This is a genomic window from Orenia metallireducens, assembly GCF_003001995.1.
GTDB classification, from domain to species: Bacteria; Bacillota; Halanaerobiia; order Halobacteroidales; family Halobacteroidaceae; genus Orenia; species Orenia metallireducens_B.
The window spans coordinates 55080-70780 of the sequence record NZ_PVNB01000001.1 but is presented as its reverse complement, the minus strand read 5'-3'; the positions used below and the strand labels follow the sequence as shown (position 1 = coordinate 70780).

The window sequence follows — 15701 nt, the reverse complement described above, 5'->3', positions numbered from 1 at the left end:
ATATTATATGTAACTAGCTGGAAAATTTTTTAAGAATATTGTTAACCGCAAAAGACATAGGTTAACTAAAAAGGAGAGGTTATTATGTTACAGGAATTAAAGAACAAAGTCTTAGCAAGTGAGGATATCACTAAAGAAGAGGCAATGTATTTAGTAAATTTAGATGAGAGTAGAACAATGGAGCTATTAGCAGCAGCTAATGAGATTAAGAATAAATTTATCGGTAAAAAAGTAGACTTATGTTCGATTGTTAATGCTAAATCTGGTAGCTGTTCTGAGGACTGTACTTTCTGTTCTCAATCGGCTCACTATAACACAGGGACAGTGACCTATCCATTGATGGCTAAAGAAGATATTTTGGCTAGAGCCAAAGAGATGGAAGGTAGTGGAGCAGAGCACTTTGGAATTGTAACCAGTGGCCGAGGAGTAGTCAGTGATGAAGATTTTGAGAATTTAATAGAGGCATTTAGATTGATCAGGGAAGAGACTAGTTTAGAGGTCTGTGCTTCTTTAGGGACTCTTGATGAGAAGAGAGCAGAGAAGTTGGCTAATGTAGGACTAAAGCGATATAATCATAACTTAGAGACTTCTGAAAGTTATTATGCAGAGATCTGTACTACTCATACTTATGCTGATAGAGTAAATACGGTTAAGTTTCTAAAAGAGAGAGGGATGGAGGTCTGTAGTGGAGGAATTATCGGTTTGGGAGAAAGCTTTGAGGATAGAATAGATTTGGCTTTTACTGTCAAAGAGTTAGATGTGGATTCGGTGCCGATTAATATCTTAAATCCTGTAGAAGGAACACCTCTAGATAGTAATGATCCAGTACCACCAATGGAAACCTTAAAGACTGCAGCTATTTTTAGATTTATCCTACCTACCAAGGTGATTAAGTTATGTGGAGGAAGAGAGACTAATTTAAGAGATTTACAGTCATTGAGTCTATTGTCTGGGATAAATGGTCTCTTAATTGGAAACTATTTGACTACTGAGGGTCGAGCTACAGCAGAGGATCTACAGATGATTAAAGATTTGGGATTAGGGGAATGATTATTAAATTTTAGAATTAAATTTGGTGTTTTATGGGTATATTGCGACACTTTACTTTTAAAAAGTAGACAAATTCCTTAGGTTGCGCCTAAGGGTGCCTTACTTTTGCACCCCAAAAGTACTTCTTCGGAGAAGAACACTTCTCAGGGCGACATTGCTCTAAAAGTAAGCAAAAAGTCTAGAAAAGAATTGAAACTCACTATGCAATCAAAGTACTACTTATTAATATTAATTATATTCTTTATTTAAAATTTAATTAAACTCTAAATTCTAGCTCAATTTTTGCTCTGTTTAAACAATAATTCTTTTCGCCTTTAAAGACCTTAACTAACTGTCAACCGTCCCTACGAGTCTAGAAGACAAGACTCTTCGTGTAAACCACTGTACACTATAAACTCACACGAAAGTGTTGCAATATCTCTATTAAGTATTACTTTAAGAGTTAATTTTATGTTTATTATCAAACAAAATAAAAATTTTATCTATATTGTAAACCGGATATTTTTATTGTTAACAATAAGATTAATAGGAAGGGATAATTGTCTATGAAACTGATGGTAGTATTTCCGGGTTGGGGGACAAGTAGGAGTTTATATCAAGAGTTAAAATTGGTGGGCTATGAGCTATTTATAGTTGATTTTTTTGATAAGAAATCTTTGATGCAAGAAATTGCTAGTCTAAATCCAACTGAAATAAATTTTTTAGGATGGTCGTTGGGTGCAATAATGGCTTTAAAATATTTAAATGGTTTTAAAGTTAATAAACTGATACTGCTGGCTCCTACCCTTTATTTTTTAGAAAATCAGCCTAGCACAGTCATAAAGAAAATGATTAGAGACCTTGCCAGAAATAAGTTGAGAACATTAGTTAATTTTAGTAGACTTAATTTTTATGATAAAGGTTTATATCAAGATTATCTGACACAATATAAAGGAGAAATAAAAGAACTAAGTAGCAACTATCTAAAAGAAGGGTTAGAATTTTTATTAGAAGAGGATTTAAGAGATATAAGTATTATTGAAGATATAAGACCACTTGTAATAATGGGCAAAGAGGATCAGATAATAACTAATTCTAGCTCTAAGCAGGTTTTGGATTGTTTTATCTATTATGATTTTTACATGTTAGAAGGAGTTGGTCATAATATCCTATATGAAGCAGAAGTAGAGGTAAATAACTTGATAAGGGAGTATTTAAATGATTGAAAAAGAGGTGGTAAGAGATAATTTTTCTAGAGCAGCCGACAGCTATGATCAATATGCAGTTGTACAGAGGTATATGGCTAAGAAGCTAGACAATTATTTACAGGATATAGATGAAGTAGATAAGGTATTGGAAATTGGGGGAGGGACAGGTCTCTTTACAGAGTTACTTATTAACCGTTTTTTAGGAAGTAATTATCTGATTGTTGATATTTCACCTAAGATGATTGCCAAATGTAGAGATAAATTTAGAGACTATCAGCAGGTGAAATATCTGTTAGCTGATGGTGAAAGGCTTAAATTAGAGGAAAAATTTGATTTAATAATCTCTAATGCTACCTTTCAGTGGTTTGAGAATTTAAAACTAGCTCTTATAAATTTAAAAGAGCAATTAAATGAGGATGGAGAGATTTATTTTTCTATCTTTGGAGATAAGACCTTTCAAGAATTAAGAAGTTGTTTTCAAGAGGTAAAGGGAGAAGACAGTTATTCCCAAAAGTTCTTTAGTAAATTTGAATTAAGGAGAATTTTAGCAGAAGAATTTAGAGCAGTTGAGATAAGAGAGGAAGAGTATATTGAAAGATTTCCTAATGTGAGGGATTTTTTAAGGGCGACTAAGAAAATAGGTGCTAATAGTGCTAAAAAAGATAAGCCACCTTTGACTCCAGGATTATTAAAGAAGATAGAACGTAAATATATGGAGAAATATAGAGAGGATAATCAAATTATTGTAACCCATCACTTATTGTTTGTTAGATTACAAAAATAGATTCAGATAATAATTTTTGACATAGCTAGATAGAGGTGAGTTAATGAATTTTTGGAATCAAGAATTAAGTTTATTAAAAGCAGAGGGTTTACATAGAGAATTAAAGAGGTTAGAAAGCTCGCAATCTCCACGAGTGATTATTGATAATCGAGAGGTTATTATGTTAGCCTCTAATAATTATTTGGGATTATCGACTGAACAAGAAATCAAAGAAGCGGTTATTAGAGTTATACAAAAGTATGGAACTGGTTCTGGAGGCTCCCGCTTAACCACTGGTAACTATGACTTACATGAGCAGTTAGAAAAGGAGTTAGCTGATTTTAAAAATACTGAAGATGCTTTAGTCTTTAATACTGGCTATATGGCTAATCTTGGTGTGTTGGCTACAGTAGTAGGATCAGAGGATGTAATCATCTCTGATAAATTAAATCACGCCAGTATTATTGATGGTTGTCGCTTAAGCAAGGCTAAATTTTTAGTGTATAAACATGGTAACCTAGCAAGACTAGAAAATATATTAAAAAGATCTAGTAAATATAGGAGAAGATTGATTGTAACTGATGGGGTTTTCAGTATGGATGGTGATCTGGCACCTTTACCAGAGATAGTAGAATTGGCTGAAAAGTATCAAGCTTTAGTAATGGTAGATGACGCCCATGGAACTGGAGTTTTGGGTAGTAAGGGAGCAGGGACTATTGAACACTTTGGGCTTGAAGGTAAGATAGATATTCAGATAGGTACTTTAAGTAAAGCTTTAGCAGCAGAAGGTGGTTTTGTAGCAGGTAGTAAAGATTTAATCGAGTTATTACGGAATAAAGCAAGGTCTTTTATCTATTCTACAGCCTTAGCACCGGCAACGATAGCAGCTAGTTTGGCCTCATTAAGATATTTACAGTCTCATCCTGAACTGTTTAAGAATTTATGGCGAAATGTCAATTTATTAAAAGATGGCTTAGAGGACTTAGGTTATGAGCTGTTGCCTAGTAATAGTGCTATTATCCCAATTATGATTGGTGATAGAGAGAAGACAATGGAGTTAAGTAAAGCTTTATTAGTAGAAGGGGTATTGGCATCAGGAATTAGACCACCTACAGTTGCAGAAGGAACCAGTCGAATTAGAGTTACAGTGATGGCCAGTCATAGTGTGACAGACATAGAAGAAGTATTGGACATTTTTGCTAGAGTGGGACGAGAATTAAAGTTAATAAGATAAATTCCAATGTATAGTTTACAATTGACAATTAAGGTCTTACAATAAATAGTTTATAAAATTATGGGGATTTATGACTTTTCTTCCTATTATATTGAGTTTATTATTATCTGTAAGACAACAAATTAGAAAGTAGTGGTGATTAGAATGAATAGAGGATTTTTTATTACAGGAACAGATACTGATGTAGGTAAGACAGTAGTTACAGCGGGGTTATTAGCTACTTTGCGAAAGAGGGGCTATGATATAGGATTAATGAAGCCCTTTCAAACAGATTTTATAGAAGCTGAGAGAAGACTACTATCTCCAGATTTAGAATTTGTACTAAAATTTGTAGATTTAGAGACAGATTATGATTTGATGAACCCGATTCGTTTAAGAGAGCCTTTAGCCCCTAGCGTAGCAGCAGAGGTTGAAGGGGTAGAGATTGATTTGACTAAGGTAGATAGAGCTTATGAAGAGTTATTAGAACTACACCAAGGTCTAATAGTTGAAGGGGCTGGAGGATTGATGGTACCTCTGGCTAAGAATTTTCTGACACCAGATTTGGTAAAGAGTTTTGAATTACCGATAATCATTGTAGCTAGACCTAATCTAGGTACGATTAATCATACAGTCTTAACGGTTAAAGTAGCTAGAGAGCTGGGTATCAAAGTGTTGGGTGTGATTATCAATGGACTTAAGGAAGCAGAAGCAGGGATTGCAGAAAAGACCAATCCAGAGGTAATTGCTGAACTAGCAGATGTACCAATATTGGGGATAGTTCCGTACATAGAGGATTTAGATAGTAATGCTGATAAGGTAGATTTGGCTAGGATTTTTGAAGAGAATGTTGAGATAGATAAGATAACTAACAGTTTGCAGGTGACACTGAATATTTAAACCATTGCTTAGCAGAGAATATTGTGGTTAAAGCTGTAGTTAGTTTAAGTATAAGTTTAAGCTTGAGTAAGTTTAAAAAGATAGATTAGATGGTTGACTTAAGCTTAGACTCAGACTAAAAGGGAGGAATTAGTATGATAGAAGAATTATCGTTATTAGAGAAGAATAAGAAGTATGTTTGGCAACCTTTTACTCAGATGAAAGAATGGGTAGAGAATGAGCAATTGATTATAGAACGGGGAGAAGGGGTTAAACTCTATGATACTGAGGGTAATTCATATTATGATGGTGTCTCTTCTATCTGGTTAAATGTCCATGGGCATCAGAAGAAGGAGTTAAATGATGCGATTAAAGAGCAGTTAGAGAAGATTTCCCATACTACTATGCTAGGTTTGGCAAATGTTCCTGCCACAGAGTTGGCTGAGAAGTTAGTTCAGATTACTCCTGGAGGATTGAATAAGGTCTTTTACTCAGATAGTGGCTCCACAGCAGTGGAGATTGGGCTAAAGATGGCTTTTCAATATTGGCAACAGATTGATGAGGATTGTGGGTCTAAGGATAAGTTTATTACCTTAAAGAATGCTTATCATGGTGATACAGTAGGATCTGTCAGTGTAGGTGGAGTAGATCTCTTCCACAAAATCTACCGACCATTATTGTTTGATAGTCTTAAAGCACCATCACCTTACTGTTATCGCTGTAGCTTTGGTGAAGAGGAGGGTAAATGCAATTTTAGCTGTATTAAAGAATTGGAAAGAATGATGAAAGATCACCATAGAGAGATAGCGGCTTTAGTAATTGAACCACTGGTACAGGGAGCAGGGGGAATGATTACAGCTCCTAAAGGTTATCTAAGTAAAGCTAGAGAGCTATGTGATAAATATAATATTTTGATGTTAACTGATGAAGTTGCTGTAGGATTTGGAAGAACAGGGAAGATGTTTGCCTGTGAACATGAAGGGGTTAGTCCTGATATTATGACAGTAGCTAAAGGAATCAGTGGCGGTTACTTACCTATTTCAGCTACATTAACCACTGATGAGATTTATAATGCCTTTTATGATGATTATGCTAGTCAGAAAACATTCTTTCATGGACACTCCTTTACAGGAAATCCCTTAGCCGCAGCAGTCTCCTTGGCTAATATAGATTTATTTGAAAAAGAAGAGATAATCAAAAAGCTGCAGGATAAAATCAAATTGGCTCAAAATAAATTAGAGTCTTTTAAAGAATTAAAGCATGTGGGAGATATTCGCCAACAAGGGTTGATGGTTGGAATAGAACTGGTTAAAGACAAAAAGAGTAAAGAAGAGTACCCTTGGGAACAGAGAAAAGGGGTTAAGGTCTGTATGGTAGCTAGAGAGAAAGGAATGATCATTAGACCATTGGGTAATGTAGTAGTTTTTATGCCACCACTATGTAGTACTAAAGAGGAATTAACTGAGATGCTAGAAATAATCTATGAATCAATAGTAGAGGTGACTGAATAATTAAACTGTCTTTAGCACAGATTAAAAGTATTCACCGTATAATATATAAATTGAGGTAATAGAGAGATAATGCGACACTTTTTTATTATCTACTAGCTGCTGGCTTCTAGCCTTTAGCTTTTAAGGTCTTAGCTAATAACCAGTAGCGTAGCTATAAGCTAGTAGCAAAACTGTCGCAATATACCCATTAACAGACAATTATCATATTAAAATTTAAAATTTCAATAATTTGATATAATCAAAAGGTATTAAATATACTTGACAATACTATAAATAATTGTTACAATTGTTAAAAATAAGATTAAAGATAAACGTACTTTAAATAGAATATTGTTAAAAGCTATGAAGGAGTTAAGTAAGTTAATGGTAGCCTTTACAGAGAGGAGATGTCACCGGCTGTAAGCATCTCTAAAGGTCATTAAGTGAAATTTCGCTCTGGAGCTGTATAGCTGAACTTTTTAGTAAGTTATACCGGCATTTCTGTCGTTATTGAAACTAGTGGGACTAGAAGTTTAGTAGTCCAATTAGGGTGGTACCACGAAATTCAAGCCTGCCTTGTTTCGTCCTAAATATAAGGATGACAAGGTGGGCTTTTTATATTTTAGTGTGAGTGTGAGTAATGAGTATGAGCAAAGAGAAAGAATAGTATTCAATTAAAATTTTTTAATGATTTTGAATTTACTCATACTGACCACTCACACCCACACTATCAAAAAAAGAGGAGTGGATAAAATGTTAAGTAGTGTAGAAGTGGAGAAGCATCAGAAGATTGTAGAGCTAGGAGATATCAAGATTGGTGGCGATGAGTTGGTGATTATGGCAGGTCCTTGTGCTGTAGAGAGTCGAGAGCAGTTATTGGAGGCAGCTAAATATGTTAAAGAATATGGTGGCCATATTTTACGAGGCGGGGCTTTTAAACCACGTACATCTCCATATAGCTTCCAAGGTTTAGGGGAAGAAGGATTGAAGTTGTTAGCAGAGGCTAGAGAAGAGACTGGACTTAAGGTTGTTACAGAATTAATGGACTCTGATGATATAGAACTAGTGAACCATTATGCTGATATTATACAGATAGGTTCACGTAATATGCAAAATTATGGTCTATTAAAGAAACTAGGAAGATTAGAGAAGCCTATTCTATTAAAAAGAGGCTATTCAGCAACAATTAAAGAGTGGATATTGGCAGCAGAATATATCATTGCCCATGGTAACTCTCAGGTTATTCTCTGTGAAAGAGGAATTAGAACCTTTGAAACTGCTACTAGAAATACCCTAGATTTAAATGCTATAGCATGGATTAAGGAGATGACTGATTTACCAATAATTATAGATCCAAGCCATGGGACTGGAAAACGGAGTTTAGTAGCTCCTTTAGCTAAAGCAGGAGTTACTGCTGGAGCTGATGGCATTATAGTTGAGATGCACCCATATCCTGAAGAAGCCTTGTGTGATGGTGAACAGTCTTTAAGACCTGAAGAGTTTGCTCAGATGATAAAGGAGCTTGATAGAGTAGCACAGGCTGTAGATAAGAGGTTAGTTGTGTAAATTTGAAACTTCTATATTAAGGCAACCTTAGAGTTGCCTTTTTTTAATTAGTTAAATTACTGGCATTAATTAAATTTGATTAACTTGACCAAAATTAAAAAAATGATATAATAATAGATGGTGTGTATTTATGAATATTAATTTTATTTATAAAATTATTAATATCAAGTCATCATAGTACATAGATACTTCTTGGGATTTTAAAGGTCTATAATGAATAATTTATATTTTATTATAAACCTTTTGAAATAAATATTAAAGGATTTTGGCAATTAATGTCGAAAAATAAACTTGTTTGGGACTTGTTTATTTTGTACCTTTAAAACTTAATTTTGGGGAAGGAGAGATTTACTTGTCGTTAGATATGGTATTTTCTTTATTAGGTGGTTTGGGGCTTTTTATTTATGGGATGAAGCAGATGGGAGATGGCTTACAAAAATCTGCTGGTAACAAATTAAAGCAATTAATAGGTCTATTGACTACTAACCGTATAGCTGGTTTACTAGTGGGGACTGGAGTAACAGCTATTATTCAAAGTAGTAGTGCTACAACAGTAATGGTAGTAGGTTTTGTTAATGCAGGTTTAATGACTTTAAAACAGTCGGTTGGGGTAATCTTTGGTGCCAATATTGGGACAACTATCACAGCCCAGTTGATTTCTTTTAAATTAAGTCATTATTCATTACATGCAATCGCTATCGGTGCTGTATTGTATTTATTTAGTAAGAATGATAAACTCAAGCATTTAGGACAAGTTCTTTTAGGCTTTGGTATCTTATTCTTAGGAATGACAATCATGAAAGATACAATGAAGCCCCTTAGAAAATCTGAGGCTTTTGTTCATTGGATGAGAACCTTTAGCCATGTTCCTATTTTAGGTGTATTAGTAGGAACTATGATGACAGTAATGGTGCAGAGTAGTAGTGCTAGTATCGGTATCTTAATCAGTTTATTATCTGTAGGAGTATTAGATTATCATGCTGCTGTACCGATTTTATTAGGAGATAACATTGGTACTACTATTACAGCGATATTATCAAGTATTGGGACTAATCGTAATGCTAAGCGTGCTGCAGCAGCCCATACAGTATTTAATGTAATTGGTTCTCTTGTCTTTTTAGTAACTTTATATATTATTCCAAACTTTACTGGGATTTTAGAGAACTTCTTTACTAACAGAGCCTTAAGTGCTGGTCATGAGGTTAATGCAGTTAGAATGATTGCTAATACCCATTCGGCTTTCAATATTATCAATGCACTTATCTGGTTACCTTTTGTAGGATTCATTGTTAAAATTGTAAATTATATTGTTCCAGGTGAAGATGATGATATTAAACGTGGCTTAAGCTATCTTGATGAGAGAATGTTAGAGACTCCTAGTGTAGCAGTAGAGCAATTAAAGCGTGAAGTGGCTCGTATGTTAGAAATCTCTACTGATATGGTTAGAGATGCGAAGGAAGCGTTTCTAAATGAGAATAAGGACTTAATAGATTCTATTCGCAAAAAAGAAGAGATTGTCAATGAGTTAGAGGAGGAGTTATTAGTCTTTTTAACTAAGATACCTCAAGCTAACTTGTCGGAAGAGGATATTAAAACAATCGATATGTACTTTATCATTATAGATGCGATTGAAAGTGTTGGTGATGATGCTGATTCATTATCGAAGTTACTTATTGAGCATATAAATAATAAGAATGAATTCTCTGAAGATGCTAGAGATAGTATTCAAAATATCTTTGATATTTCCTTGGATATCTTGGCTAAGACTTATGAATTGATTGAGAAAGAGAGTATGTCAATAGCTACTGAATTGATTCAGGCTGAACAATACGTAGATGATTTACAAAGAGAATATCGTGAGGAACATATGAAGAGATTAAATCAAGGTTCCTGTATACCAGGTGCTGCTATTGTCTATTTAGAGATCCTTGAAAAATTAGAGCATATCAGTGACCAATCTGCTGATATTGGTCATAGCTTTATTGAAAAGAAATAAATGATAATTTTAAAAACTCCTCTGTTATCAGCTGATAACAGAGGAGTTTTTTTATTGCAAAAAAAAATAAAAAATCTGCCCAAAAGGCAGTTCTTTTTTTATAATTATTAAATTTAATGGTGGACCTGGGAGGATTTGAACCTCCGACCTATCGGTTATGAGCCGAGTGCTCTGACCAACTGAGCTACAGGTCCAGAGTGTTGAAATTTTTGCAACGACAATTAATATTATAACTAAAATACTTTTGACTGTCAAGGATAAAATTAATATAAATTTTAATATCAAGATTAAGCACATTTTTAAACTGAATGAATAAGATAGTTACAAGTTTAGTAACAAAGGATATCTCCTATTATATAGGAATTAGGAGGGAATAACTATGGTAAATTTATTCAGAAGAATAGCTTGTGCTAGAATTAAAGGTGGTCCTCTAGCACCACAGATAAGGGGAATAGTCTATTTTATCCCTGTAGCAGATGGCACCAAGGTCTCTGTAGAGGTTAGTGGTTTACCTCCTTATCAACCAGCTAGAGATGGAGAAGATCCAATTGGGCCCCATGGCTTTCATATCCATGAGTTTGGCAGTTGTAAGATAGGAGATCCTAATGATCCTTTTCAGGCAGCAGGAGGGCATTACAATCCTGATAATCAACCCCATGGTGATCATGCAGGGGATCTACCTGTATTATTCTCTAATGATGGCTATGCTAGAATGAGTGTTTTTACTAATGAATTTGAGGTAGAAGATGTTGTGGGGCGTTCAGTTATTATACATCAAAATCCTGATGATTATCGGAGCCAACCAGCGGGTGATGCTGGAAAAAGGCTGGCTTGTGGAGTGATTGAATGGGATTAAGCTATATAATTCAAGAACGGTATAATTGCTTCGTTCTTGAATTTATTTCTTTTAATTGGACAAACTATGGCAAAAATGGTTAGAGAAGATGGAGGGATTACATGTTAAGAGAGCGAAAGGTTAAAGAGCCTTGTGTAGCTCTAGGAGAAGGGCTTGAAGGTGATGTGATTCAAGGGCTTTTGGCTATGTTACCTACAGATAAAGTGATTACTGCTAAGGATAGAGTAACTATTACACCAAATTGGGTAAATTATAACACACCTCAGACTGGAACAGTAGTAGGTCCTGAATCTCTAAGAAAGTTGATTCAATATATTAAGGAGAAATCTCCCGCTAGAATAGTTGTTGCTACTGGCTCTGGTGGAGCAGATACAAAGGATGTAATGAAGAAGACAGGATATCAACAGATTATTGAGGATGAGGGTGTAGATTTTGTTGATTTAAATTATGGTCCTTATGAGGAGTTTGAACTTGACCATCCAATTATTAAAAAGATTAAGTTGAATAAGGTATTGACTGAAACGGATTTTTTAATCTCTTATACTCAAATAAAGCACCATGAAGAGGCAACAGTCTCTTTAGGAATAAAGAATATTGCTCTAGCATGGCCTCCAGCTGAGATTCATGGATTTCCTAAAGCAGATAGAGGAATCCATGAATACTTACATGAATTTATAGCGGCTATGGCAAAATTAATTCCTATAGATTTGACGATTTTAAGTGGTGATAATGGGATGATAGGTACAGGTCCTTCTCATGGTAAGCCTGTCAATGCTGATTTGGTAGTAGCAGGTACAGATCCTATTGCTACTGATGTGGTAGGGGCAAGACTATTAGGTTTTCGTCAACAAGCTGTCTCCTATCTCCATCAATTGATTAGATCAAAAGTAGGAGAAGGGGATTTAAGAAATATCAATCTAATGGGAATGCCACTAAATCAAGCAGAAGAGAAGTTCAGCCAAGCTGCCTATGGATATAAGATAGTATTAGATAAATATGAGATTCTGCCACTCCATTTAAGGTCTAAGACCCATTGATTTATCTCCTCTTTAATGGGATAAGGATTGATAAAATAGATAGATATTGTAACACTTTTTAATAGCCACTAGCTACTAGCCTCTAGTTTTATAAGTTCTTAGCTAATAGCAGATTTATCACGGAGGGTTTATGATTTTTAAACCCGTAGGAGAGGTCAGAAGCTAGTAGCTAAACTGTCGCAATATCCTTATTAAATATCACTACTTACATTAAAGCTTAATTAGCATAGCAGATGATTATACCACTTTAATAAACACAGAATTAAATCTCCTGTAATATTATAAAAGAAGAGTATGGAAGGGGGAGATTTAATTGTATAAATTAACTAATAAAGAAGAGTTTATAGTTGTCACTGGAAATGATATAATAGATGAGGTGGAGTCCAAAGCAATTTGTAGAAAAATCAACGAACTATTGGAATTTGAGGTAGGTAATAATAGTTTGTTGTTAGATGTAAGAGGAGTTAATTTAAATGATAGTCAATTTGATATCTTTATTCAATATCTGTCTAAGATAAAGGTAAAGAGAATTTCAATTGTTTTGCCAGAGTTGGTCAATAAGTTTAAATTTAGATTGTGGAAAAGAAAGTATAAAAATTATGCTGAGATAGAGCAGTTTATGACATTAGAAGAGGCTCAAAATTGGTTAAAGAAGGGGTAGTTGTTGATGATAGCAGTGAGTTCTTGTTTATTAGGTGAAGATTGTAGGTATAGTGGAAATAATAACTATGATCGTAGAATAACAGAATTACTAGAGGATGAAGAGGTTATCAGTATCTGTCCTGAAGTGCTAGGAGGATTAAGCACGCCTAGACCGCCTGCTGAGATTCAGGGTGGTGATGGTAAAGGTGTATTGGAAGGTATTGCTAGGGTTATAGACAAAGAAGGGAATGATGTTACAGTTAGTTTTATTGAAGGGGCTAGAGAATCTTTAGCTTTAATTAAAGAGCATGGTTGTAGCTTGGCAATATTAAAGGCTAAAAGTCCTTCCTGTGGTAGTAGAGTGATATATGATGGGAGCTTTAGTGGAAATAAGAAGGCAGGGGTAGGAGTTACTACTGCATTGCTACAAAAAGAAGGAATTGAAGTATTTAATGAAGAAGAGATAGATAGGATAATTACTAAATTATAATCTTTTCATAAAAAGAAATAAGTATGAGATTTTATAAGTAGCAGTATGATAGATTAAGTAAGAATAATTATTGTTTAATAATATTTGCTTATTTTATGAAATCGTTTGAAATACTTTTAAGATTAAGGAGGATAACAGTGAATATAGTTTTATATCAACCACAGATTCCACCCAATACTGGAAACATTGCTCGGACTTGTGCCTGTACTGGATCGAGCTTACATCTTATTAGACCTTTAGGTTTTTCAACTGATGAAAAGACTGTCAAACGAGCAGGATTGGATTATTGGGATAAATTGAATATTCATTATTATGATAGTTTAGAAGAGTTATTTGAAAAGTATAGTGATAGTAACTTTTATTTTTCTACTAAATATGCTAAGAATCATTATACAGATGTCGAGTATGAGTCTGATGATTTTCTAGTCTTTGGTAGAGAAACTACAGGTTTGCCTGATAATATTATCAAGGATTATTCTGATAATTGTATTAGAATTCCAATGAAGGCTGAGACTAGGTCACTTAATCTGGCTAACTCAGTATGTATAGTTTTATATGAAGCCTTAAGACAGACTGGTTTTTCAGAATTATTATAATAATTGATGCTTTTATAGTATTTTTTTCTTGAGGAGGGGAATAATGAAAGATATAGCTTACATAAGTGGACAATTTGTAGAACAATCTGATGCAAAAGTCTCTATTGAGGATAGGGGATTTCAATTTGGTGATGGAATCTATGAAGTCATTAAATTATACGATGGAAAATTATTTAAAGCTGATGAACATTTTAAGAGACTATTAAATAGTGCAGATTTAATTAGATTAAAGGTCAAGCACACCTTAGAGGAGTTAAAAGAGATAGCATTAAAGGTTATAGATAAGAATATAAATAATCAATCGGGAAGCCTTTATATCCAGGTAACCCGTGGGGTTTCACCTAGAAATCATAGTTTTAACCCTGACCTTGACCCTACAATTATTATGTATCTTCTACCACCTCAGCCTTTTCCAGAAGAGTTATGGGAGAGTGGTGTTAATGCAGTAACCCTGTTAGATACTAGATGGAGTTATTGTAATATAAAAACTACTAACTTACTACCTAATATCTTGGCAAATCAAGAGGCTAAGGACCAAGGTGCTTTTGAAGGATTTTTTGTGTCACCTGATAATATTGTCATTGAAGGGACTAGTAGTAATGTATTTATAGTTAAAGATGGTATAGTTATAACCCATCCAATTACTAATAAATTATTAAGTGGTATTACTAGAGAGATAGTTCTAGAATTAGCTGAAGAGAGCTTTGAAGCTAAAGAAGAGACCTATACAGTAGAAGAGCTTTATGATGCTGATGAGGTCTTTATTACCAGTACTACTAAGGAAGTCTTAGGTGTTATAGAGATAGATGGTAGAAAGGTCAATGATGGCAAAATTGGTCCTATAACAAGAAGGTTGCATAGTAGTTATAGGAAGTATAGGGAGAATATCGATAATTTTTAGTTCTTTAAAATTAAAGTATCTTTAGTTGAATATTATCATAAATTAAAATAGTAAGGGGAGATATTTGAGATGAAAAAAGGACTAGAGTTAGAGTTACATGTTTGGCAAGAGGTAATAAGTCTATTGAAGTATGATTATGAACACACTGATAATTATCAAGATAAAGAAGAGTTGACCGTAAAGATTATAGACGCTAGTAAAAAGATAAAGTCATTAAAGGCTCAAATAAGAGAAGAGAAGCAACAGCAATTAGCCAGCTTAGAGAAGGGGCTTTATCAAGAGAAGGTTTCATAATTTCTAGTTGATAGCTTATAAGCTGTCATTAAATTAATCTATAGCTTTCTATCTATTTGAGAGATAATCTTAATCAAATCTTCTAAATTTAATAATTGACTAATATCTAATTAAAGCAGCTTTCCACTTGTTTATTCAAAGAGGATAAGGAGTGATAGGCATAATAGAATATGCTAAAGTAAATGACGATAATTTTGATAGAATAGTAGATTCTTATAAGAACTTATTGATACTCTTTACTTCACAAAACTGTGGTTATTGCCAGATTGCTAAGAAGAACTTAAATCAAGTCATAGATTCATTTCCTGAAATTTTAGTTTATGAATGTTCTATTTCAAATTCTCCAAAGATTGTAGAGCGATATCAGGTATCTAGTGTACCTATATTGAAGCTATTTATAGAAGGAAAGGTTGTATATACTGCTTTTGGAATAAGAGAGAGTAGTGACTTATACTATCAGATAAAGTCCTTCTTATAATGGAAAGAGGCGAGGATGATTTAAATCATCCTCGCCTCTTTGTATCATATCTATTAATTTTTAATAAGTTTAGATTAATATTCAAAAAATAAAAAGACTTGGTTAATAACCAAGTATAGAGTAAATGGTGGAGGGGAGAGGATTTGAACCTCTGAAGGCGTCGCCGGCAGATTTACAGTCTGCTCCCTTTGACCACTCGGGAACCCCTCCGTGTATTTTGTTTTTAATTAATAACTAACAATCTATAATAAAAGCTTTAGTAG

Annotated in this window: 16 protein-coding genes, 2 tRNA genes and 1 other annotated feature; of the genes, 16 read left to right on the top strand and 2 right to left on the bottom strand. The window is 34.0% G+C overall.

Annotated elements, in window-relative coordinates; translation table 11 throughout:
* Positions 1-84: 84 nt before the first annotated feature.
* The 8 genes from bioB to BX659_RS00330 all read left to right on the top strand — a co-directional run bounded on the left by bioB (position 85) and on the right by BX659_RS00330 (position 10144).
* Positions 85-1050 carry a biotin synthase BioB gene (bioB, locus tag BX659_RS00365; protein WP_097016586.1) on the top strand — a complete coding sequence of 322 codons (966 nt, stop codon included), beginning with the start codon at positions 85-87 and terminating at the stop codon, positions 1048-1050.
* Between the two features lie 554 nt (positions 1051-1604).
* A complete protein-coding gene (locus BX659_RS00360; RefSeq protein WP_181186391.1) occupies positions 1605-2255 on the top strand; it encodes an alpha/beta hydrolase in 651 nt (216 codons plus the stop codon).
* The gene (gene bioC / locus BX659_RS00355) at positions 2248-3021 is read left to right on the top strand and encodes a malonyl-ACP O-methyltransferase BioC (RefSeq protein WP_097016588.1); all 774 of its coding nucleotides are present in this window, start codon (positions 2248-2250) and stop codon (positions 3019-3021) included. The genes BX659_RS00360 and bioC overlap by 8 nt, the downstream gene beginning before the upstream one ends.
* 43 nt (positions 3022-3064) lie before the next feature.
* Complete coding sequence (gene bioF / locus BX659_RS00350) at positions 3065-4234, top strand: 8-amino-7-oxononanoate synthase (RefSeq protein ID WP_097016589.1); 1170 nt, start codon at positions 3065-3067, stop codon at positions 4232-4234.
* A 144-nt stretch (positions 4235-4378) separates the two neighbouring features.
* Positions 4379-5113 carry a dethiobiotin synthase gene (bioD, locus tag BX659_RS00345; RefSeq protein WP_097016590.1) on the top strand — a complete coding sequence of 245 codons (735 nt, stop codon included), beginning with the start codon at positions 4379-4381 and terminating at the stop codon, positions 5111-5113.
* A gap of 134 nt (positions 5114-5247) precedes the next feature.
* Positions 5248-6603 (top strand): adenosylmethionine--8-amino-7-oxononanoate transaminase, encoded by a 1356-nt coding sequence (gene bioA / locus BX659_RS00340; protein WP_097016591.1) that lies wholly within the window; start codon positions 5248-5250, stop codon positions 6601-6603.
* Positions 6604-6936: 333 nt separating this feature from the next.
* Positions 6937-7174: a binding site (T-box leader), on the top strand.
* A gap of 95 nt (positions 7175-7269) precedes the next feature.
* The gene (gene aroF, locus BX659_RS00335; RefSeq protein WP_301178917.1) at positions 7270-8148 is read left to right on the top strand and encodes a 3-deoxy-7-phosphoheptulonate synthase; all 879 of its coding nucleotides are present in this window, start codon (positions 7270-7272) and stop codon (positions 8146-8148) included.
* Between the two features lie 352 nt (positions 8149-8500).
* The gene (locus BX659_RS00330; RefSeq protein ID WP_097016593.1) at positions 8501-10144 is read left to right on the top strand and encodes a Na/Pi cotransporter family protein; all 1644 of its coding nucleotides are present in this window, start codon (positions 8501-8503) and stop codon (positions 10142-10144) included.
* Between the two features lie 117 nt (positions 10145-10261).
* Here the strand turns inward: BX659_RS00330 and BX659_RS00325 are convergent.
* Positions 10262-10338 (bottom strand) — tRNA-Ile (locus BX659_RS00325).
* A 185-nt stretch (positions 10339-10523) separates the two neighbouring features.
* Here BX659_RS00325 and BX659_RS00320 point away from each other — a divergent pair.
* The 8 genes from BX659_RS00320 (at position 10524) to BX659_RS00285 (ending at position 15438) form a co-directional block, all read left to right on the top strand.
* Positions 10524-11000 (top strand): superoxide dismutase family protein, encoded by a 477-nt coding sequence (locus BX659_RS00320; RefSeq protein WP_097016594.1) that lies wholly within the window; start codon positions 10524-10526, stop codon positions 10998-11000.
* Between the two features lie 101 nt (positions 11001-11101).
* The gene (locus tag BX659_RS00315) at positions 11102-12037 is read left to right on the top strand and encodes a DUF362 domain-containing protein (RefSeq protein ID WP_097016595.1); all 936 of its coding nucleotides are present in this window, start codon (positions 11102-11104) and stop codon (positions 12035-12037) included.
* A gap of 313 nt (positions 12038-12350) precedes the next feature.
* Entirely contained in the window at positions 12351-12698 is a 348-nt protein-coding gene (locus tag BX659_RS00310) for a hypothetical protein (protein WP_097016596.1), read from the top strand.
* 6 nt (positions 12699-12704) lie between these two features.
* A complete protein-coding gene (locus BX659_RS00305) occupies positions 12705-13169 on the top strand; it encodes a DUF523 domain-containing protein (protein ID WP_097016597.1) in 465 nt (154 codons plus the stop codon).
* Between the two features lie 131 nt (positions 13170-13300).
* The gene (trmL, locus tag BX659_RS00300) at positions 13301-13765 is read left to right on the top strand and encodes a tRNA (uridine(34)/cytosine(34)/5-carboxymethylaminomethyluridine(34)-2'-O)-methyltransferase TrmL (protein WP_172431816.1); all 465 of its coding nucleotides are present in this window, start codon (positions 13301-13303) and stop codon (positions 13763-13765) included.
* A 43-nt stretch (positions 13766-13808) separates the two neighbouring features.
* Positions 13809-14666, top strand: a complete 858-nt coding sequence (gene dat / locus BX659_RS00295; protein ID WP_097016599.1) for a D-amino-acid transaminase — start codon at positions 13809-13811, stop codon at positions 14664-14666.
* A gap of 69 nt (positions 14667-14735) precedes the next feature.
* Positions 14736-14960: a hypothetical protein gene (locus BX659_RS00290; protein WP_097016600.1), complete on the top strand. Its 225-nt coding sequence runs from the start codon at positions 14736-14738 to the stop codon at positions 14958-14960.
* Between the two features lie 151 nt (positions 14961-15111).
* Positions 15112-15438, top strand: coding sequence for a thioredoxin family protein (locus BX659_RS00285; RefSeq protein ID WP_253250657.1), 327 nt, complete (start codon positions 15112-15114; stop codon positions 15436-15438).
* 125 nt (positions 15439-15563) lie between these two features.
* Here BX659_RS00285 and BX659_RS00280 read toward each other — a convergent pair.
* A tRNA-Tyr gene (locus BX659_RS00280) sits at positions 15564-15648 on the bottom strand.
* Positions 15649-15701: the final 53 nt, after the last annotated feature.